We start from the raw sequence: 20,463 nt of genomic DNA on the forward strand, positions 1-20,463 counted from the left end.
ATATTTGAATTTAATCACATTCTTTTATTTTTGTGGGTATTATAAAAAAATTAAAATTGACAATGTAGTTAAAAGTAATATATACTTGTAATTTATAGTGAGTTTTAATGCAATGTTGATATTTTGAGGTGGTATTTTGAAAAAATTTAAAGATAAATCTTATAGAAACTTTATAAAATTATATAAAGAAAATGATGAAAGATGGAAGTTTTTTTTCATAGGTATAATTTTAGCATTTATATCCTTAATAATTTTTATAAATATAGTACAACTATATTTTAAAGGAAAAGGCAGTTTTAAAATGGATGTTTCAGCTATAAATTATTTTAGATACATAGAAAGTGATAGTTTGAGCAGAATATTTAAGTGTATTACATATATAGGGGATCCATATACAGTAATAATCATTACATTAATTATCACTGTTATGTTATATTTAAAAAAAATGAAGAGTGAAAGTGTATTCTTTGCTTTTAATATACTAGGAGTTGCTATTTTTAATGAACTATTAAAGAGATCTTTTAGGAGAGATAGACCTACTGTTAAGATAATTGAAGCTACTGGATACAGCTTTCCAAGTGGTCATTCAATGACATTTTTAGCTTTTGCTATTATTCTTTCATACTTAATATTAATATATTCTAAAAATAAATTTAAATCCTATTCTATATCCATAGGTCTTATAATTTTAGCTATAGCTATAGGATTTAGTAGAGTTTATTTAAGAGTTCATTATTTAAGTGATGTATTGGCAGGTTGGTCTGCAGCAATGTTTTGGGCAGGAATAAATATTTCTATACATAGGTATTCTTACTATAAAAAAATTACTATGTAATTTTTTTATAGTAAGAATAATGAACAACTAATAATGAATAATGAATAATTTAGGTAGATTTTCTTCCTTTGGTCAGAAAATCTTTAATTTTATTAGATAATACAAATAATTAATATATGAATTAGTTCGTTTAGCGAAGCTAAACATCAAGGTTTTATTTTTTTACTGTTTCTTCTTCTAAGCAACTAGTACTAGAATCATCACAATTTTCTTGTAGTATTACTTTAATATCTTGTACTTCTCTTAAAATTTTTTCTAACAGTTCTTCTTTATTATCCATATATAATACCTCCTAAAATGTTGTACAAGCTAATTATACTATTGAGTTTAATAAAAATATATAGAGGATAAAAGGGAAAACATACATTAAATGTAATGACGAGTTAAACTACTTTATAATACTCATATCTTTAATTGTTATGGTCCTACATTGTATTCTAAAAGACCATCTTTTAAAATCTTATTTTGATTTAAGACCTGATCCGCATAAGGGAATAATTACTTTGCCATTTTTAGTAATATCATTTTTCTTTATATAGTCAAATAAGGCTACAAAAGTTGCAGCAGTAGTTGGTTCTACATAAAATCCTTTTTTAGCAAGAAGTTGTTTTGTTTTTGGAATATCTTCTTCTGAAGCTGTAATTATTTCTCCATTTACTTCTCTAAGAGCTTTTATAATTTGCCATCCTCTTTTAGGATCTGCAATGGCAATTCCTTCGGCAAGGGTTCCCTTATTTTCTACAGGTTCTATGTAATCTTTGCCTTTAGTAAATGCTTTATATATAGGAGCACAATTAGTAGCTTGCACAGCTATTATTTTAGGTATTCTTGAAATAAGTCCAGTATTTAAGAGATCTTTAAATCCATAATAAGCCCCTAGTACCAAAGTACCATTTCCAAGTGGAATTACTAATGCTTCTGGAATTTCTCCCTTTAACTGTTCATATATTTCATAGGCATAGGTTTTAGTTCCTTGATAGAAAAATGGATTGTAGACATGACTTGCATAAAAACCTTCTCCTCTTTCTACAGCATTTAAAGCAGCTTTAGCAGTGTCTTCTCTACTTCCAGGTATAATATGAACCTTTGCTCCATGAGCTTCTATTTGAGCTATTTTCTTTTGAGAAGTATTGTAAGGTACATATATATCACATTCTATGCCTGCTCTAATGGAAGTGCCTTTATATATCTAAATAAACTCCAATTATCTTTTATAATATTTTCATTTGATAATTTTATTGAAAAGTACTCTAAATCTAGCATACCACCGCATTTGCATTTAAATATAGGCTCTTTTGTATCATAGAATTTTTTACATTTACTACACACATATTTTATAGTCATATGAAATCATCTCCTACTATATTTAATTTTACATAAGAAATTATTTAAAGGCAATATAGTATTTAGCGAATATTAAAAATTTTTGAATAAAATATAAAGACTAAGAAAGATTTTATTTCTTAGTCTCTATAAAGGGTTAAAATTTGTTATATTTAGGAACACTAATAGTTACAGAAGAATCATCTAATTCTTTTCCGTCTCTAGTATCGTAAACCTTTATAGTAATGGTTTTGGAATCTTTATATTGATTAAGTTCTAGTTCTTTACAGAATTCTACTATGTTATCATTATAGTTATAAGAAGCACTACTACTATTAATGAAAATCTCTTTTCCATTATCATCTAAAATTGCGACACGGTAAGGACTATCATTGTGCAAATACCACTGTCCTATATTTTTACCTGTAAATACTGCACCAAAAGGGCTAAAGGATATAGAGTCTATACATAGTTTACCATTGTCTATTTTTATATTTTATCAATAATTACTTTCTTGCAATACTTATTTATTTCAGATTTTTCAATTTCTATATCTATATTAGTGTCTATATCTTCGATGGAATTATAAACTAACATAGAAAATTTTAATTTATTAGGGAGATTTAATTTGCTTATATTATCATATCGAATAATTGTTATTTCACTAGGACTATTTTTAACCCTATTAAATTCACTTCCGGAAAAATTTTCAGTAGTTTTAAATACTGGATGTAAACTAACTCCTGCCATTTCTTCATCTTGAGTAAATGGTTTACCATCTAGTTTAGATAAAGTATAGGAATATATTAAAAAATTATTATCATATATAATATCATGAAGAGATACTCTGAAATTTCCAAGCTCTACTTTAGTGTCTATACCTTCAGCATATTTTACATACTCTTCTGGAGCAAAGAATATATTTTTAATGGTTTTAAGTATAGGTATATCTCCTCCCGATACTATTGGTGAAAATGAAAGCATAGCAATTAAAAAAACAGAAGCTGCTGCTATTATGGATTTATTTAATTTTCTTTTTTTATTAGGAAGAGAATTTAAAGTTTTAGTATAAAATTTATGAAATTCTTCATCCACTGTATCTTTTTTTACTTGTTTAAGCATTTCATCTAAATTATAATCTTTCACAGCTAAAGTCCTCCTTTTTATAAAGCATTTCTTGAAGCTTAGACTTAGCTCTAAATAATATTGATTTTACTGTTCCTTGTATACATTTTTAAGTTAAGATTGTCTTATATTATGTAAGGTACTTTATAGCATATTTTTATGTTATTTTATTAATAAGAGTTGCACTCACGTGAAGTAATAAATTTAGGATAAATTTATAATGGAATGTAAAGAATAAAAACATATAAATTAATAGAGGAGAGTAGAGTATGTTTATTCCTAAAAGAATAATTTTTGAAAAGGGCTCTTTAGATTATGAGATAGGTAAAAATATATATTATACATTTAAGTTTAAGGATAATGGGAGAAGAAAAAATACCTATGGAAATGATATATTCAGCCTGCATTGGATTAATAATTAGTTTAGTTGTAGGCTGCGTATTTAGCATATTGATATTTAATAAAAGAGATGTAAGGTAAAACTATGTATAAAATAACTATGGTATATGAAAAACATAATAAACTAACGTCTATAGTTGGAATAATAATAATTTTAATATATAATTTGTTTAATATAATGAATTTTTAATGAGGAGATGTATATGAAACATATAACTTTTGAAGATATAAAAAAGAATAAAGAATTTCAAACCTATATTCAAAAATGCGATGAACTACTTGGAGTCATGGGATATACTGAACATTCCTTTATTCATGCAGGCAAAGTTTCCTATACTGCAGATATCATATTGGATAATTTAGGATATAGCGAAAGGGAAAGAGAGCTTGCTCAAATAGCTGGATATATTCATGATATTGGCAATATGATAAATAGAATTGATCATGCTCAAACAGGGGCTATATTAGCTTTTGATATTTTAACTAGAATGGAAATGCCTCCTGAAGAAATTGCTACCATAGTTTCTTCTATTGGAAACCATGATGAAGGTACAGGTCAACCGGTAAATACAGTATCAGCGGCATTGATATTAGCAGATAAAAGTGATGTTAGAAGAAGCCGAGTAAGAAATAGAGATTTTGCTACTTTTGATATTCATGATCGAGTAAACTATGCGGTTGAAGATGCAAAGGTTAAAGTTAATAGTGAAAAAAGAATTATTTTATTAGAAATGAAAATAGACATCACCATTTCCTCTTTAATGGAGTATTTTGAGATATTTTTAAATCGTATGATGATGTGTAGAAAAGCAGCAGACTTTTTAAATTGTAAATTTGATTTAGTTATAAATGGTACTAAGTTACTATAGGAATTAAATTTTAATGAATAATTAAAGTGGATTTTCTTCCGCTTTGCGATAGAAAATCTTTAATATTTAAAGTATGAAGGTAGTTCAAATTTTGAACTACCTTTAATAACTTTACAAGGATTTTTTACAGCAATTACTACATAATATATCATACCTGTATTTTTAACTAGGTGTAGTGTATGGATATGAAATTATAAAAAAATTAGAGGAAAAGTCATCGGGGATTTTTAAGTTTAAAGAGGGAACTCTATATCCAATTTTACATGGATTAGAAGCTATGGGAATAATAGAATCTTTTTGGAATAAGGGGGATAATGGTAGAAACAGAAAATACTATAGGATTACTAAAAAAGGTAATGGATATTTAAAAGAAAAGAAGGAAGAATGGTCCACATTTCGCGTAGCTGTAGACAATATATTGTGGGAGGCAGTATTATGGGAATAGAAAAAGATGAAAGAGTTTGTAAATATTTAAATGAAATTATTTCAAAAGTTAGAAATAAAGAATCGCATGAGGAAATAAAGCTAGAACTTATATCTCATATAGAAGAACTTTATGATAGCTATGTGAAATCTGGTATGGGAAAGGATGAAGCTATAAGAAATAGTATTACTCAAATGGGAAATGCAGATATTATAGGTGAAAAGTTAGATAAAGTGCATAGAGGGAACCTAGAATGGGGAATAGTTGTAGCTACAGTTTTAATGAGTTTTATTGGAATATTTACAGCTATATTTATAGGAATAAGTGGTGAGATAACACATTATAACCAAAATAGTGGTAGGAATATGATAATTTCTACCTTAATAGGAATAACTTTAGCTATGGCTTTATACAAGTTTGATTATAGAGAGTTAAAAAAGTATTCAATACATATATTAATAGGAACAAATTAGCTTATGATTTTATCAATATTATTTTCCAACTATGTAAATGGTAGTAAGTATATAACCATTATGTCTATTTCCATAAATATTACTCCAATTTATTTGTTTTTAATGAGTATATGTTTACCTGGAATTTTACAAAACATAAAATTAAAAGGTACTATAGATTATTTAAAACTTATAGGTTCATATATAATACCTATTGTTTTGATAGCTATTATACCAGATATTTTTTATACATTTTATAGAAAACATATTTATGACATTTAATTTAGTACCAGTAATGTCAATAGGACTTCCTTTCATAAGTTATGGGGGAACATCTATGATAATAAATATGATATCTATAGGCTTAATAATGGGAATTTATAAAAGAAAAAGCTATGCATATACAATATAATTTTAAAGGAAAATTCAAATTATACAAACTTTATAGACACTTTGTAGACAAGGAACTTTTATAATATAAGTATATGATAATATTTATTTGGAAAAGTAACTATAGTAAGAGGTGGATATAAAGTGGAAACAAGAGATTATTTAACACCTGAAGAAATTGCTAATACAACGGTAGAAGTGGGAATAAAAAAGACAAACCTTTCATTTACACATCAGTTGATTTTAGGAATTTTAGCAGGAGCATTTATTGCATTTGCATCTGAAGGTTCTAATATGGCAGCATTTAACTTGTTTAGGAAACCTGAAACCTATGGATTAGGAAAAACCATGGCTGGGTTAATTTTTGGTACAGGACTTATGTTAGTCATTTTAGCAGGAGGAGAGTTATTTACAGGAAATGCATTGATTATTATTAGCGTTTTAGAAAAGAAAGTAAAATTAAGGGAAATGCTTAGAAATTGGTGTACTGTATACATAGGAAATTTAATAGGTTCTTTATTAATAGTTTTTATGATGGTTCAATCTGGATTATTTAATAGTGGAGCTAATGGTCTTGGAGGAGAAACCATTAAAATTGCTGCTTATAAGGTGAATTTACCTTTTATGTCTGCACTATATTTAGGAATTATGGGAAATTGGATAGTTTGTTTAGCAGTATGGTTAGCTTTTGCAGCAAAAAGTATGACAGGTAAGATACTTGGAATATTTTTTCCAATATGGCTATTTGTAACCTCCGGTTTTGAACATAGTATTGCCAATATGTATTATATACCTGCAGGAATATTAGCAAAATCAAATATTAATTGGGTTACTGCATCTTATGTTACATCAGAAAAATTAGGTACTTTAAATTGGAATAGTTTTATATTTAATAATTTAGTACCTGTAACCATTGGAAATATAATTGGTGGGACTATATTTGTAGGAGTTGTATATTGGTTTGTTTATTTAAAAGATAATAAATCAATAACAATTCAAAAGAAAGTGGAAAATAAAATTAATTTATAAATATAAAGATATATATAATGTGTTATAGATAGAATTAATATTCTTGAAATAACGCATTTTTTTAATAAAGTTAACATAAATTAGAATAAAAATTAATAGGGGGGAATGCTATGAATAAAATTGCATTTATAGGTGGCTTATTAATAGATGGTACAGGAAAGAAGCCTATAAAAAATTCCTTATTACTTGTTGATAATAAAAAAATTAAATATGCTGGACCAATGATGGAGATTGATGAAGAATACGAAAAAATTGATATAACAGGAAAAACTATTATGCCTGGATTAATTGATACCCATCTTCATTTTAGTGGAAATAGAACAGATAATGATACTGAGTGGGTATTAGAGCCTGTTATACAAAAGACTATTGTGGCTGTTGCCCAAGCTCGTGAAGCTCTTGAACATGGACTAACATCTGTAGGAGAAATTTCTCGTTCAGGTATATATATTCGCAATATGATTGAAGAAGGAATAATTCCTGGACCACGTGTAGTTGCAACAGGACTTGGATTTTGTAGAACTTCAGGACATGGTGATTCTCATAAATTACCTTTGGAATATAATAATATTTCACACCCTTGGGCAGAATGTGTAGACGGACCTTGGGATCTTAGAAAGGCAATAAGAAGAAGAATTCGTGAAAATCCAGATGCTATAAAAATTTGGTCCACAGGTGGGGGTATATGGAGATTTGATGCAAAAGCAGATCCACATTATTGTATGGAAGAAATTCAAGCTGTTGTAGATGAATGTAATATGGTTGGACTTCCAGTATGGTCACATGCAGAAGGCTATGAAGGAGCACTAAATTCATGTAAAGCTGGAGTATCTGCAATTATTCATGGACAAGAATTAAATGAAGAATGTCTTGAAATAATGAAAGAAAAGGATATTACATTTTGTCCAACTTTACAGTTTTTCTATGAATGGTTTACTGTATATGAACCACCATATAGACCAATTCATGATAAGTATCCAGGTAAAACTACTGCGGAAAAAGAGCTTAATCGTATAATTGATAACTTACAAAATGCAAATAAAAAAGGTGTTAGAATTACAGTTGGATCTGATTCATTTTGTAGTAGTTTAACTCCTTATGGTAAATGTTCTATTACAGAAATGTATACCCTTAATAAAGCAGGGTTGACAGAAATGGAAACAATCTTAGCTGCTACTAAAAATGGTGCAGAAATGCTTAAAATAGATGATATTACTGGGACTCTTGAGCAGGGTAAATTTGCTGACCTTCTTGTATTATCTAAAAATCCATTAGATGATATTCACAATGTATGTACTGAAAATATGGAGATTATACTGAAAGAAGGTATATTTGTTAAAAAGAATAAATAATAAACAAGAAATCCTTCATATAAGAGAAATAAAGTGAAGTATGTTATCCTGTAAAGAGAAAATAGGTGGCCATTTAAAGTTTATTTTTTTAAAGTAGTTTGTGGAACCCATTAATTTAAAAAGGTGTTTACAATTTCAATTTATTGTAAACACCTTTTTAAATTTTAATTTTTTAACTGAAAACTTTGTCTTTAAATATAGTTGCAACTATTGCATCAACTAAGGCTATTCCTACAAGTATAAAGCTTTGCTTTAATATGATAACTGGAAAGAGTGCAAATATAAAACTAGATAGTACTATACAATATATAATGCTACCGCTTAATTTATAAAGAGTAGTCAATAGTATACTTATGCCTACTAAATATGCTGCAAATTGTGCATAAAATTGTGGAAGTATAACGAACTTTGGTATATAAATAAGGGGTAAAAACCACAATGACCAAAAAAGTCCTGTTGCAATAGAAGATTTCCAAAATCCATTTTTTTCTTCATTTGCTGGTTGCACTATTCCTCTCCAACCAATTTCTTGAGAACCTAATATTATTAATATTAAAGGTAAATAACGGAAAAAGTCTATAACTTTACCATATTTATATACACCTTTTAGAAGTATAGCGAACCCATAATGTGTAATTAAAAATATTGGTATTAAAATAATAGCTTTTGGATTTTTAATTATCGTTAATTTGTTTGCAAATCCATTTATTCCATCTAGTTTTTCTTTATTTAAAACATGTATTATAAATGCTGAAATAAGTGGACCTAAGCATCCAATAATAAAAATAGATAGATAAAGAGGATTGTTAAATATATCGTTGAATACAATCTTAGACTGAATTATTATGCCAAAACATATATAACTTATGATAAAGGATATTAATAAGAATTGATTAGAACTCTTTTTCAATGTTTGTCCTCCAATAAATTATATTTGGTCGATGAGTATAAAATGATCAATTATATTTATATTACCACATTTTAAATATTCTGAAAATACTTAAAATAAAAATAATTTTAATTTTTCTATTGACATTCCATATATTTCATTATACAATAAAGATGGTCGATGATGTATGATGCATCACATAAAAATATATTGAGTTTCAAGGAGGAGTTTTATTATGGATTATATGGATTTAAGTAAGTACCCTGCGGAGCCTTTTAAGATTAAGAGTGTTGAACCTGTTAAAATGATTTCAAGAGAAGAACGTGAAGCTGCTATGAAGGAAGCTGGATATAATACATTCAATTTAAAATCAGAGGATGTTTATATTGATTTACTTACTGACTCAGGAACTAATGCTATGAGTGATGCTCAATGGGCAGGCATGATGATAGGCGACGAAGCTTATGCTGGTAGTAAAAACTGGTTATTTTTAGAATCAACTATAAAAGAACTATTTGGATTTAAGCATCTTGTTCCTACTCACCAAGGACGTGGTGCAGAAAATATTCTTTCAAGTATAGCTATAAAACCAGGACAATACGTAGCTGGAAATATGTACTTTACAACTACTAGATATCACCAAGAAAAAAATGGCGGTATTTTCGTGGATATAATCAGAGATGAAGCTCATGATGCCTCAAAAGATGTTAAATTTAAAGGAAATATTGATTTAGATAAACTTGAAAAATTAATAAAGGAAAAAGGTGCAGAAAACATAGCTTATGTATGTCTTGCTGTTACTGTAAACCTAGCAGGTGGACAACCGGTTTCTATGGCTAATATGAAAGCTGTTAGAGAACTTACAGCAAAACATGGAATTAAGGTATTTTATGATGCTACTAGATGTGTTGAAAACGCATATTTTATAAAAGAACAAGAAGAAGGATATGCAGATGTTTCAATTAAAGATATAGTACATGAAATGTTTAGTTATTCTGACGGAGCGACTATGTCAGGTAAAAAAGATGGTATAGTAAATATCGGTGGATTCTTAGCAATTAATGATGAAGAATTATTTGGAAAAGCTAAAGAAATAGTAGTAGTTTATGAAGGTATGCCATCTTATGGTGGTATGACTGGTCGTGATATGCAAGCAATAGCAATTGGATTTAGAGAAGCAATGCAGTATGAATATATTGAACATAGAATAAAACAAGTTAGATATCTTGGCGATAGATTAAAAGAAGCTGGAGTTCCTATAGTTGAACCAGTTGGTGGACACGCTGTATTCTTAGATGCAAGAAGATTCTGTCCACATCTAGATCAAGAACAATTCCCAGCTCAATCACTAGCTGCTTCACTTTACATTGACTCTGGTGTTAGATCAATGGAACGTGGTATAGTTTCTGCTGGTAGAGATGTTAAAACAGGTGAAAACCATAAACCAAAATTAGAAACAGTTAGACTTACTATTCCAAGAAGAGTTTACACATACAAACACATGGATGTTGTAGCTGAATCAGTTATTAATTTATATAAACATAAAGAAGATATAAGACCACTTAGATTTACTTATGAACCTAAACAATTAAGATTCTTTACTGCAAAATTTGAATATGCAGATTAATTATAGTAAGAATTTATTATTCTATATTTTCAGGCTTTATGCCTGAAAATATAGAATATAGATATGGTAAAAGGTTACATTGAGAATAAATAAAAATACTACTTTATAATGACTCCTATTATAAGGTTAAAAATGGGGAGGAAATATATGAAAACTGAAGTTACTCAAAATACTCAAGAGGCTGCTAAGTTTGAATCCAAATGGGGATTTGTACTAGCATGTGTAGGTTCCGCTGTGGGTATGGCTAATGTTTGGGGATTTCCATACAAATTAGGTAGCAACGGTGGTGGAGCATTTTTAGTAGCTTATCTTATATTCATAGTTCTTTTTAGTTATGTAGGCCTTTCTGCAGAATATGCCATTGGTCGTAGAGCAAAAACTGGTACACTTGGTGCCTATGAAAATGCTTGGAAATCTGGTGGTAAAGAAGGAATTGGTAAAGTTGTAGGGTGGCTTCCTCTTGCAGGTTCTATGTGTATAGCAATAGGTTATGCAGTAATCATTTCATATGTACTTAAAGGTTGGACTCAATCTGTTACTGGTACTCTTATGACTGTAGATACAGGTATATGGTTTGAATCATTTTCTATGACAAATTACTCAGTTGTACCATATCATTTAATAGTTGTTATAGGAACATTGCTTACACTGACTCTTGGTGCAGATAGTATTGAAAAGTCTAATAAAATTATGATGCCATTGTTTTTTATATTATTTGTAATTCTGGCTATTCGTGTAGCTTTATTACCAGGATCAGTGGAAGGATATAAATTTATGTTTATTCCAAGATGGGAAGCTTTAAAAGATCCAATGGTTTGGATTTGGGCTATGGGGCAAGCTTTTTTCTCTTTATCTGTAACTGGTAGTGGAATGATTGTATATGGTGCATATCTATCAGAGAGTGAAGATATTATAGATGGAGCCAAAAATACTGCTATATTTGATACCATAGCAGCAATGGTAGCAGCATTGGTTATTATACCAGCTTGTTTTGCATATAATGTAGATGTTGGTGCAGGTCCAGGACTTCTTTTTGTAACTTTACCTAAAATACTGCAAGACATACCAGGAGGTAGAATATTTGCAATAATATTATTTACAGCAGTAGTATTTGGTGGAGTTTCATCCCTACAAAATATGTTTGAAGTAGTTGGGGAATCATTAATGTATAAATTTCCTAAATTAAAACGTATCCCTATGTTAATATTACTTTGTGTAATTTGTTTTGGTATAGGAGTTAATATGGAACCTATATTTAGGTGGGGACCATGGATGGATCTTATATCCATATACATTATTCCAATCGGAGCAACCTTAGGTGCCATATCGTGGTTCTGGATTATGAAAAAGGAAGATCTACTTAATGAAATTAACTTAGGAGCTAAAAAGAAACAGGGGGATTTATGGTATAATATGGGCAAATACCTTTATGTACCATTTGCAGCAATATTATGTTTAGTTGCATTATTTATGAAAGTATCATTTTAAATTTAATAAAATTATTATTAAGTACTTAAAAACTTGTGGTGGAGTAGCACTCCGCCTCTTTTATTATTATATTGTTAATGTTTTAATTATACCTTCCAAATTTCGATGTTTATTTACATAATAAGAGATTAGCGGTATAATATATCAAGTTATTAGTTTATTTTAATTAATAAAAAGACAGGAGTAGTGGCGTGTTAATTAACAAAAAAACTTTAAGTGATCAAATTTATGATATATTAAAAATGGAAATATTAAAAAGAAAAATTCCTTTCGGAACAAAACTTGTAAATAGAGCATTACAAAAGAGATTTGGAGTTAGTTCATCGCCTATTAGAGATGCTATAAATCGTTTGAATCAAGATGGACTTATTACATCTATTGATAAAACTGGAGCTACAGTAGTTGATTTCGATTATGATTTTTTTCTTGAAGTTAATGAAGTGCTTTTATATGTAGTCAATACTGGTATAAAATTATCTTTCGAAAAATCTGATACTGAAGAAGTTTGTAAGCATTTAGAAGAATATTTATTACTTCAAGAAAAGTGTATAGGAACTGATGAATTCTATGATTACGATTATAAATTTCATAAAACATTTATTGAATACTCTAGAAATACTAGATTAAAAAAGATTTTTAAAGAATATAATGTCCTTCATGAAATGCTTGTAAGAAGTTATTATGAACCTGAAACGTTTCAAATTCAAGAAGATAGTATTAAAATGCATAAGCAAATAATAAATGCATTTAGAGATAAGGATTACCAATTAGCAATGATACTTACTGAAGAACATTATAAAGGTGCCGAACAAATCTTTAAGAAAATACTTCAGCAAAGAAAAGAAGAATTGGAAGAAGAGGATTCTTGTGATTAAAATAAATTATTATTTAGAAAATAGAAATGCACTTAGTAATTAGTATAAATTAGTTACTTGGTGCATTTTTTATAAAATATAAATTAATAAGAATAAATCAAAGTGAGCATTACTTTTGAATAATTTCCTATTTAAGGGGTAAATCTATAATGAGTATAAAATTAAGGAGGAGGTGGTGCTATGAATCTAAATAGTAAACCCAATAGATTAATAAATGAGAAATCACCATATTTACTTCAACATTCTTATAATCCAGTAGATTGGTATCCATGGGGAAATGAAGCTTTTGAAAAAGCAAAGGCTCAAAACAAACCTATCTTTTTATCTATTGGGTATAGCTGAATTAGGTTCGTCGTTGCACATGCCATTGGTGTCATGTAATGGAGAGGGAATCCTTTGAAGATGAAGAAATTGCTAAATTATTAAATGATAATTTTATTTCTATAAAAGTGGATAGAGAGGAAAGACCGGATATTGATAATATATACATGACCTTCTGTCAAGCAGTTACAGGAAGTGGAGGGTGGCCTTTAACCATAATAATGACTCCTGATAAAAAGCCTTTCTTTGCTGGAACATACTTTCCTAAAGATGATATGTATGGATTAAGAGGACTTATGTATATTTTAAAAGAAATGAGTAATCAATGGAAAAATAATAGAGAAGGTATATTAAATTCTTCTGAAAAGCTATTAAAAGACATCACACAGTATATATCAGTATCACAAAGGGAAGATTTAAATAAAGAAGTTATAAAAGAATGTTTTGAATCATTAAAGGAAAGTTACGACCCTATTTATGGAGGATTTTATGATGCTCCTAAATTTCCTACAAGCCATAAACTTATGTTTCTTTTAAGATACTATAAATTATACAAAGATGAAGAAGCTTTAAATATAGTAGAAAAAACTCTTAAATCCATGTATAAGGGTGGAATATTTGATCATATAGGATATGGCTTCTCAAGATATTCCACAGATGATAAATGGTTAGTTCCTCATTTTGAAAAAATGTTATATGACAATGCAATGCTTATAATAGCTTATGCTGAAATGTATCAAATAACTAAAGAGGAGTTATACAAAGAAATAGTAGAGAAAACAGTGTCCTATGTAATAAGGGATATGAAAGATAAAGATGGGGCTTTTTATTCAGCGGAAGATGCAGATTCTGAAGGAGTAGAAGGTAAGTTTTATTTATGGACTTTAGAAGAAATAGAAGATATTTTAGGAAAAGAAGATGCAAAACTTTTTTCAAAATATTACGGAATAACAGAAGAAGGAAACTTTGATGGGAAAAATATACCTAATTTAATTGAAACATCTCTAGAAGATTTAGAACCAGGTGTAAAAGACAAATTAGAGGAATATAGAAAAGTTCTATTTATTAATAGAGAAAAAAGAATACATCCTCATAAAGATACAAAAATACTTACCTCTTGGAATGGTTTAATGATAGTAGCTCTTGCTTATAGTGGAAGGGTTCTAAAAAGAGATGACTACATAGAAAGTGCAGAAGAAGCCTTAAAATTTATAATAGAAAAATTAGTGGATAAAAATGGAAGAATATATGTAAGATATAGAGATGGAGAGAGAGCACACAAAGGACATCTTGAAGATTATTCATTTTTAATATGGGCTCTTATAGAACTTTATGAAAGTACATTTAAAACAGAATATATAAAGAAGGCATTAAAAATTAATAGTGATATGATTGAACTATTTTGGGATGAAGAAAATCATGGATTTTTTCATACTGGAAAAGATGGAGAAGAATTAATATTAAAAATTAAAGAAAGTTATGATTCTGCAATACCATCAGGGAACTCTGTAGCTATGTATAATATGGTAAGACTTAGTAAAATTACAGAAGACAGCAAATTAAATAAAATAATTCAACAAAACTTAAGCTATTTTTCAGGAAGAATAAAAAGAACGTTAGAGGCACATACTTTTTTCTTAATATCCTACATGCATTATGTTTTAGAAAGTCAAGAAGTTGTTATAATAAAAGGAGAAGATGAGGACATATTTAAAGGTATGATTAAAATAATAAAAGAAAAATACAATCCTTTCTCTATGAATATTTTAAAGGATAAAGAAGCAGAAGAAGTAATGCCAGAGTTAAAAGATAAAACGAGTATAGAAAATAACACCACAGTGTATATATGTAAGAATTTTGCCTGTGATAGTCCTATAACTTCAATAGAAGATTTAATAGATAGGTATTGACAAATATGAAAATATAACACTATAATATAGTTTAGACTAATTTATAATAAAATTAAATTCTATGAAGGGGAAAGTAACTTTTTCTTTCTTTTTAAGCGAGCAGGGGATGGTGGAAGCCTGTAAAAGAGGATTAAGAGAAATAGAGCCTTAGAGAAGTTTATCTGAACTAATAGTAGGATAAACCGCTAAAAGCGTTAAATTTTTAAGAGGACTTATGTCAATTAGAGTGGTACCGCGGATAAAACCGTCTCTTTGTAATATTAAAGAGATGGTTTTTTTATATGAAAAAATAAATGTAGGAGGGTTATAAAATGAATTATAAACAATTAATAAGTGAAAGATTAAGTTCTATTCTAGAATTGCCTATAGAAGATTTAGAAAAACTTATTGAAATACCACCAAGACCAGAAATGGGGGATTATGCTTTTCCATGCTTTCAATTAGCTAAAAAATTTAGAAAAGCACCTAATGTTATAGCAGAAGAATTAAAGGACAAATTTGATAAAAATAGTTTTGAAAAGGTTGAAAACTTAGGACCTTATTTAAATTTCTTTGTAGATAAATCCATATTGAGTAAAAGTGTAATAGAAAAGATATTAGAAGAAAAAGATAAATATGGAGCTTCAAAAGTAGGGGAAAATAAAAAGGTATTAATAGAATACTCCTCTCCTAATATTGCAAAGCCTTTCCACGTAGGGCATTTATTTAGTACTGCCATTGGAAATTCCTTATACAAAATATTGACTTTTGAAGGATATGATTGTGAAAGGATAAATCACTTAGGAGATTGGGGAACACAATTTGGAAAGCTAATAGCTGCTTATAAAAGATGGGTAGACCAAGAGGCTTTAGAAAAAGAACCTATAAAAGAGCTTTTAAGAATATATGTTAAATTTCATGATGAAGCAGAAAAAGATCCTTCTCTAGAAGAAGAGGGAAGACTACACTTTAAAAGATTGGAAGATGGAGAAGAAGAGGAAGTTAGGCTTTGGAAGAGATTTAGAGAATTGAGCTTAAAAGAATTTAAAAAAGTATATGATATGTTAAATGTAGAGTTTGATTCTTATGCAGGAGAGAGTTTCTATGGCGATAAAATGGATGCTGTTGTAGAAGAAATAGATAAAAAAGGATTACTTGTAGAAAGTAATGGAGCAAAGGTTGTAATGTTAGAGGATTACAATATGCCACCATGTATAATTAAAAAATCTGATGGCGCAACTATTTACGCTACTAGAGATTTAGCTACAGCTATATATAGAAAAAATACATATGATTTTTATAAAAGTATATATGTAGTTGGATTAGAACAATCATTGCACTTTAAACAAGTATTTACAACATTAAAATTAATGGGACATAATTGGGCAGATGATTGCACTCACATAGGATTTGGTTTAGTAAGATTTACAGATAGAAAGCTTTCCACAAGAAAAGGTGAGGTTATATTCCTTGAGGATCTTTTAAAAGAATCTATAGATAAAACATTAGAAATAATAAATGAAAAGAATTCAGAGCTAGAAAACAAAGAAGAAACGGCTAAAAAAATAGGAATTGGTGCAGTTATATTTACTTATCTTAAAAATAATAGAGAAAGAGATATAGTATTTAGTTGGGATGAAATGTTAAGCTTTGATGGGGAAACAGGTCCATATGTTCAATATAGTTATGCTAGAGGAAAGAGTATTTTGAGAAAAGCAGGAGAAATAAAAGGTGATATTGACTATAGTAAATTAAATTCTAAAGAAGAGTTTGAACTTGTAAAAACTTTAGAAGGATTTAATAAATCCATACTTCAAGCTATAGAAAAATTGGAGCCATCTATTGTAACAAGATACGTAATAGAAGTTGCTAAAGCCTTTAATAAATTTTATAATCATAATAGTATTTTGAATGCAGAAGATGAAGAAATAAAGAAAGCTAGAATAAAACTTGTAGAGTCAACTTGTCAAGTTATAAAAAATGCTCTTAATTTATTGGGAATAGATGTAGTAGAAAAAATGTAAAGTAATTTATAAATGGCCTATATAAATAGATTTTTTATAAATCTATTTATATAGGCTGTTTTTATTGTATAATAGTATATGGACAACATTAGAGGAGTGAATAAGTTGATAGTAAATACAAAAAAAGAGGATATAAAAATACCTCTGAATATATTTAAAAAATATCATATGGATGAAATAGCTTACTTTGATATAGAAACTACAGGATTTGATAGGGAAAATAATAATATAATACTTATATCTTTGGGATGGTATGAAGATTATTATAATTTTAGAATAAATCAGTATTATGCTGAAAGTTTACAAGAAGAATATGATATATTAAAAAGCTTTGGTAATGATATAAAAAACTTTGACATTTGGAGTTCTTATAATGGAATAGCTTTTGATGAACCATTCATAAAACATAGACTTCATAAGAAAAATTTAGAATATGATTTACCTAAAGAACACGTAGATTTATATAGGCATATAAAACCTTACTATAAAAAATTGGGAATGAAAAGATGCAACTTAAAAAGTGTAGAAAGATTTATAGGAATAAATAGAAAAGATGAAATAAATGGTGGGATTAGTGTAAAACTTTATGAAGAGTATTTAAGTACAGGAGATACGAATTTGAGAGATATTATAATGCTGCATAACTATGAAGATGTTTTAAATCTTCCTAAAATATTTAAATTAAGATATAAGATTGAAACAAATGATGATTTAGAAAGAGAAGATATTATTACAGATAAACAAAATAAATATTTACGTTATTTGTTAAAACAAAACCATGTAAGCATTAAATATAATGTAAGAAAAATGTCAAAAAGAACAGCTTCAAAACTTATAGGAGAGTTGTTGAAAGGTATAAAAGATGAAGAAGAGTTAAGAAAAATTATAAAAGAAAGCTATTAAAAACCTAGTATAATTATATACTAGGTTTTTAATGTTACTCATCTTTAGATTCTTTGTAACTTGAGCAATGTGAAGCAGAAGAACAACCACTGCAGCCACTACAGCCACCAGAAGCACTTTTTTTAATATTTTTATATAGTACATAAACAGCTATGGCACCTATTAAAAGGGCTATAATTGTTTCCATAAAATCACCTTCTTTTATATTAACAGTAAACCTATATTGTATACTATAAATGATACAATCCATGCTAAAATTAATTGATAAAAAATAGAAAAATACATCATTTTACTACCATATTCTTTTTTCATTGCAGCTACAACAGATACACAAGGAGTGTATAGCAGTACAAACACTAAGAAACTATAGGAAGATAAAACTGTAAAGTGGTTTGGTAATACTTCTCTTAAGTTGCCACCATATATAACGCCCATAGAACTTAGGATTATTTCTTTAGCAGTTATTCCAGTTAATATAGCAACTGAATTTTCCCAAGAACCAAAGCCTAAAGGTTTGAAAATAGGAGCTATTAATTTACCAATAGATGCTAATAAGCTATCATTCATTTCTACCATGCCTGTAAAGTTAAAATTAGATAAAAACCATATTACTACAGAGGCTGCAAAAATTATTGTACCAGCTTTTTTTAGGAATCCTTTTCCTTTTTCCCAAGTAAGTTTAGTTAAACTTTTAAATCCAGGCATTTTATATGGAGAAAGTTCTATTATAAAAGGTTCTTCATCTTTTTTAAATAGAGTGTTTTTAAATAATATTCCAATTAAAAAAGCTATTAAAATACCTAAAAGGTATAAGGAAAATACTATTAAAGTTTCATTGCCTGGGAAAAATACTGAAGCAAACAATGCGTAAACTGGTAGTCTAGCATTACAAGACATTAAAGGAACCAGTAGTGCTGTAAGTTTTCTATCCTTTTCACTTTCTAAGGTTCTAGAAGCCATAATTCCTGGTACAGAACATCCAAAACCTATTATTAAAGGTATGAAAGCTTTACCTGAAAGTCCCATTCTTCTCATAAGTTTATCCATTATAAAGGCAGCTCTAGACATATATCCGCTATCCTCTAAAAAAGATATTCCTAAAAACAATGTTAGAATAATTGGTAAAAATACAATTACGGAACCAATACCACCTACAATACCGTCTACCAACAATGATTTAAACCAAGGACTAAGGCTAGATAAACTACTATTTAAGTATGGTATAAGAGCATTATTAAGCCCTTCGTCTAGTAAGTCAGATAAAGGTTGTCCTACCCATGAAAAAGTAAACTGAAAAATAATATAAAGTATTGCTAAAAAAATAGGGTAAGCTAAAAATTTATTTAAAAGTAAATTATCTATTTTATCTGTAATACTAGATTCATCAGGGTTACAACAGACTACAGCTTTTTTTAAGACCTGTTCTATTAGAGAATAGGTTTCTTCTTCACTACGAAACTGAAATTCATTATCAACATAAATGCCAAAAAAATTATCTGTCATTAAAAGTTCTTTTAATTTGTCAATACCTGTATTTTTAGAGGCAGAAATAGGTATTACTTTAACTTTTAATTCTTTTTCTAGTAAATCAAAATCTATTTTAATGTTTTTTTCTTCTACTACATCCATCATATTTAATAGAAGAATAATGGGTTTTCTGAATTCTTTTAATTGATAAGTTAAATATAAGTTTCTCTCTAAATTCGATGCATCTACTATATTTAAAATAACATCTATATTTTCTGTGGATAAATAATTTTTAGATACTTTTTCTTCATTAGAATAAGTATCCATAGCATATATACCAGGGAGATCTACTATTTTTGCTATATTGTCCATGTATCCTTCCTTTTTTTCTACAGTTACTCCAGCCCAATTACCTACATATTGGTTAGAACCGGTTAGTATATTAAAAAGAGAAGTTTTTCCAACGTTAGGATTACCTACTAGCGCAGCAGTTATCATATATTTTTGCCATCCTTTCTACGGATTTAAGTGAATTTTCTATTGAAATATTTTTTGCATCTTTTTTTCTTAAAGCTAAATCAAAACCTCTTAAATTAATAATAATTGGATCACCAAAAGGAGCAACTTTCTTAACACAGACTTCTGTTCCTTTTATGCATCCAAGAGCTAAAAGTCTCTTAGCTAATTTATCATTATTACCAGATATAGTATCAACATATGCTTTCTCTCCAATTTTTAATTCGTTTAAAGTCATAGTAACCACCCCTTAATTGAAAACTATT

22 protein-coding genes, 1 pseudogene and 1 other annotated feature are annotated in these 20,463 nt (G+C 28.3%); of the genes and pseudogenes, 14 read left to right on the top strand and 9 right to left on the bottom strand.

Annotated elements, in window-relative coordinates; genetic code table 11:
• Positions 1 to 136 precede the first annotated feature (136 nt).
• Positions 137 to 835: a phosphatase PAP2 family protein gene (locus CKV72_RS03575; RefSeq protein ID WP_095177517.1), complete on the top strand. Its 699-nt coding sequence runs from the start codon at positions 137 to 139 to the stop codon at positions 833 to 835.
• A 154-nt stretch (positions 836 to 989) separates the two neighbouring features.
• On the opposite strand, the gene CKV72_RS12500 is transcribed toward CKV72_RS03575, so the two are convergent.
• The 5 genes from CKV72_RS12500 to CKV72_RS03590 form a co-directional block, all read right to left on the bottom strand.
• On the bottom strand, positions 990 to 1,115 hold the full coding sequence (locus CKV72_RS12500) for a hypothetical protein (RefSeq protein WP_257451480.1): 126 nt from the start codon (positions 1,113 to 1,115) through the stop codon (positions 990 to 992).
• Between the two features lie 180 nt (positions 1,116 to 1,295).
• Complete coding sequence (locus tag CKV72_RS03580) at positions 1,296 to 2,024, bottom strand: pyridoxal-phosphate dependent enzyme (protein ID WP_197696958.1); 729 nt, start codon at positions 2,022 to 2,024, stop codon at positions 1,296 to 1,298.
• Positions 1,991 to 2,179 (bottom strand): hypothetical protein, encoded by a 189-nt coding sequence (locus CKV72_RS12250; RefSeq protein WP_197696948.1) that lies wholly within the window; start codon positions 2,177 to 2,179, stop codon positions 1,991 to 1,993. Before CKV72_RS12250 ends, CKV72_RS03580 begins: the two co-directional genes overlap by 34 nt.
• A 136-nt stretch (positions 2,180 to 2,315) precedes the next feature.
• Positions 2,316 to 2,558 (bottom strand): hypothetical protein, encoded by a 243-nt coding sequence (locus CKV72_RS03585; protein ID WP_095177518.1) that lies wholly within the window; start codon positions 2,556 to 2,558, stop codon positions 2,316 to 2,318.
• 89 nt (positions 2,559 to 2,647) lie between these two features.
• Positions 2,648 to 3,304 carry a DUF4179 domain-containing protein gene (locus CKV72_RS03590; protein ID WP_095177519.1) on the bottom strand — a complete coding sequence of 219 codons (657 nt, stop codon included), beginning with the start codon at positions 3,302 to 3,304 and terminating at the stop codon, positions 2,648 to 2,650.
• Positions 3,305 to 3,885: 581 nt separating this feature from the next.
• Here CKV72_RS03590 and CKV72_RS03595 point away from each other — a divergent pair.
• The 7 genes from CKV72_RS03595 to CKV72_RS03625 all read left to right on the top strand — a co-directional run bounded on the left by CKV72_RS03595 (position 3,886) and on the right by CKV72_RS03625 (position 8,198).
• Complete coding sequence (locus tag CKV72_RS03595) at positions 3,886 to 4,551, top strand: HD domain-containing protein (RefSeq protein ID WP_089863007.1); 666 nt, start codon at positions 3,886 to 3,888, stop codon at positions 4,549 to 4,551.
• Between the two features lie 175 nt (positions 4,552 to 4,726).
• Entirely contained in the window at positions 4,727 to 4,996 is a 270-nt protein-coding gene (locus tag CKV72_RS03600) for a PadR family transcriptional regulator (protein ID WP_089863006.1), read from the top strand.
• Positions 4,987 to 5,448, top strand: a complete 462-nt coding sequence (locus tag CKV72_RS03605) for a permease prefix domain 1-containing protein (RefSeq protein WP_095177520.1) — start codon at positions 4,987 to 4,989, stop codon at positions 5,446 to 5,448. The genes CKV72_RS03600 and CKV72_RS03605 overlap by 10 nt, the downstream gene beginning before the upstream one ends.
• Before the next feature lie 3 nt (positions 5,449 to 5,451).
• On the top strand, positions 5,452 to 5,709 hold the full coding sequence (locus CKV72_RS03610) for a hypothetical protein (RefSeq protein WP_095177521.1): 258 nt from the start codon (positions 5,452 to 5,454) through the stop codon (positions 5,707 to 5,709).
• On the top strand, positions 5,699 to 5,839 hold the full coding sequence (locus CKV72_RS03615; RefSeq protein ID WP_095177522.1) for an FtsW/RodA/SpoVE family cell cycle protein: 141 nt from the start codon (positions 5,699 to 5,701) through the stop codon (positions 5,837 to 5,839). Before CKV72_RS03610 ends, CKV72_RS03615 begins: the two co-directional genes overlap by 11 nt.
• A 122-nt stretch (positions 5,840 to 5,961) precedes the next feature.
• Positions 5,962 to 6,846, top strand: coding sequence for a formate/nitrite transporter family protein (locus CKV72_RS03620; protein WP_089863004.1), 885 nt, complete (start codon positions 5,962 to 5,964; stop codon positions 6,844 to 6,846).
• A gap of 110 nt (positions 6,847 to 6,956) precedes the next feature.
• Positions 6,957 to 8,198: a metal-dependent hydrolase family protein gene (locus CKV72_RS03625; RefSeq protein ID WP_095177523.1), complete on the top strand. Its 1,242-nt coding sequence runs from the start codon at positions 6,957 to 6,959 to the stop codon at positions 8,196 to 8,198.
• 172 nt (positions 8,199 to 8,370) lie between these two features.
• On the opposite strand, the gene CKV72_RS03630 is transcribed toward CKV72_RS03625, so the two are convergent.
• Complete coding sequence (locus CKV72_RS03630; protein WP_157726530.1) at positions 8,371 to 9,108, bottom strand: CPBP family glutamic-type intramembrane protease; 738 nt, start codon at positions 9,106 to 9,108, stop codon at positions 8,371 to 8,373.
• Between the two features lie 214 nt (positions 9,109 to 9,322).
• On the opposite strand from CKV72_RS03630, the gene CKV72_RS03635 reads away from it, so the two are divergent.
• The 6 genes and pseudogenes from CKV72_RS03635 to CKV72_RS03660 all read left to right on the top strand — a co-directional run bounded on the left by CKV72_RS03635 (position 9,323) and on the right by CKV72_RS03660 (position 18,214).
• Positions 9,323 to 10,714: a tyrosine phenol-lyase gene (locus CKV72_RS03635; RefSeq protein ID WP_338031814.1), complete on the top strand. Its 1,392-nt coding sequence runs from the start codon at positions 9,323 to 9,325 to the stop codon at positions 10,712 to 10,714.
• A 147-nt stretch (positions 10,715 to 10,861) separates the two neighbouring features.
• Positions 10,862 to 12,202, top strand: a complete 1,341-nt coding sequence (locus CKV72_RS03640) for a sodium-dependent transporter (RefSeq protein WP_089863001.1) — start codon at positions 10,862 to 10,864, stop codon at positions 12,200 to 12,202.
• Positions 12,203 to 12,393: 191 nt separating this feature from the next.
• Positions 12,394 to 13,077 carry a GntR family transcriptional regulator gene (locus CKV72_RS03645; protein ID WP_089863000.1) on the top strand — a complete coding sequence of 228 codons (684 nt, stop codon included), beginning with the start codon at positions 12,394 to 12,396 and terminating at the stop codon, positions 13,075 to 13,077.
• Between the two features lie 180 nt (positions 13,078 to 13,257).
• Positions 13,258 to 15,308, top strand: a pseudogene (locus CKV72_RS03650) (thioredoxin domain-containing protein).
• A 52-nt stretch (positions 15,309 to 15,360) separates the two neighbouring features.
• Positions 15,361 to 15,563 (top strand) — a binding site (T-box leader).
• 56 nt (positions 15,564 to 15,619) lie between these two features.
• Complete coding sequence (argS, locus tag CKV72_RS03655) at positions 15,620 to 17,311, top strand: arginine--tRNA ligase (protein WP_095177525.1); 1,692 nt, start codon at positions 15,620 to 15,622, stop codon at positions 17,309 to 17,311.
• 105 nt (positions 17,312 to 17,416) lie between these two features.
• Positions 17,417 to 18,214, top strand: a complete 798-nt coding sequence (locus tag CKV72_RS03660; protein WP_168943925.1) for a ribonuclease H-like domain-containing protein — start codon at positions 17,417 to 17,419, stop codon at positions 18,212 to 18,214.
• 34 nt (positions 18,215 to 18,248) lie between these two features.
• Here CKV72_RS03660 and CKV72_RS03665 read toward each other — a convergent pair whose 3' ends face one another.
• From CKV72_RS03665 to CKV72_RS03675, 3 genes are read right to left on the bottom strand one after another with little or no spacing between them, the layout of a single operon-like run.
• Complete coding sequence (locus CKV72_RS03665) at positions 18,249 to 18,401, bottom strand: FeoB-associated Cys-rich membrane protein (protein WP_089862997.1); 153 nt, start codon at positions 18,399 to 18,401, stop codon at positions 18,249 to 18,251.
• 14 nt (positions 18,402 to 18,415) lie between these two features.
• The gene (gene feoB, locus CKV72_RS03670; protein WP_089862996.1) at positions 18,416 to 20,179 is read right to left on the bottom strand and encodes a ferrous iron transport protein B; all 1,764 of its coding nucleotides are present in this window, start codon (positions 20,177 to 20,179) and stop codon (positions 18,416 to 18,418) included.
• Entirely contained in the window at positions 20,154 to 20,435 is a 282-nt protein-coding gene (locus tag CKV72_RS03675; RefSeq protein WP_089862995.1) for a FeoA family protein, read from the bottom strand. The genes feoB and CKV72_RS03675 overlap by 26 nt, the downstream gene beginning before the upstream one ends.
• Between the last annotated feature and the right edge of the window lie 28 nt (positions 20,436 to 20,463).

Source organism: Clostridium cochlearium, assembly GCF_900187165.1.
Classification (GTDB): domain Bacteria; phylum Bacillota; class Clostridia; order Clostridiales; family Clostridiaceae; genus Clostridium_G; species Clostridium_G cochlearium.

Coding starts and splice junctions, on each gene's coding strand:
- CKV72_RS12500 (WP_257451480.1), bottom strand. CDS start 1,115: ATGGATAATAAAGAAGAACTGTTAGAAAAAATTTTAAGAGAAGTACAA.
- CKV72_RS12250 (WP_197696948.1), bottom strand. CDS start 2,179: ATGACTATAAAATATGTGTGTAGTAAATGTAAAAAATTCTATGATACA.
- CKV72_RS03595 (WP_089863007.1), top strand. CDS start 3,886: ATGAAACATATAACTTTTGAAGATATAAAAAAGAATAAAGAATTTCAA.
- CKV72_RS03605 (WP_095177520.1), top strand. CDS start 4,987: ATGGGAATAGAAAAAGATGAAAGAGTTTGTAAATATTTAAATGAAATT.
- CKV72_RS03610 (WP_095177521.1), top strand. CDS start 5,452: ATGATTTTATCAATATTATTTTCCAACTATGTAAATGGTAGTAAGTAT.
- CKV72_RS03615 (WP_095177522.1), top strand. CDS start 5,699: ATGACATTTAATTTAGTACCAGTAATGTCAATAGGACTTCCTTTCATA.
- CKV72_RS03625 (WP_095177523.1), top strand. CDS start 6,957: ATGAATAAAATTGCATTTATAGGTGGCTTATTAATAGATGGTACAGGA.
- CKV72_RS03635 (WP_338031814.1), top strand. CDS start 9,323: ATGGATTATATGGATTTAAGTAAGTACCCTGCGGAGCCTTTTAAGATT.
- CKV72_RS03640 (WP_089863001.1), top strand. CDS start 10,862: ATGAAAACTGAAGTTACTCAAAATACTCAAGAGGCTGCTAAGTTTGAA.
- argS (WP_095177525.1), top strand. CDS start 15,620: ATGAATTATAAACAATTAATAAGTGAAAGATTAAGTTCTATTCTAGAA.
- CKV72_RS03665 (WP_089862997.1), bottom strand. CDS start 18,401: ATGGAAACAATTATAGCCCTTTTAATAGGTGCCATAGCTGTTTATGTA.
- feoB (WP_089862996.1), bottom strand. CDS start 20,179: ATGATAACTGCTGCGCTAGTAGGTAATCCTAACGTTGGAAAAACTTCT.
- CKV72_RS03675 (WP_089862995.1), bottom strand. CDS start 20,435: ATGACTTTAAACGAATTAAAAATTGGAGAGAAAGCATATGTTGATACT.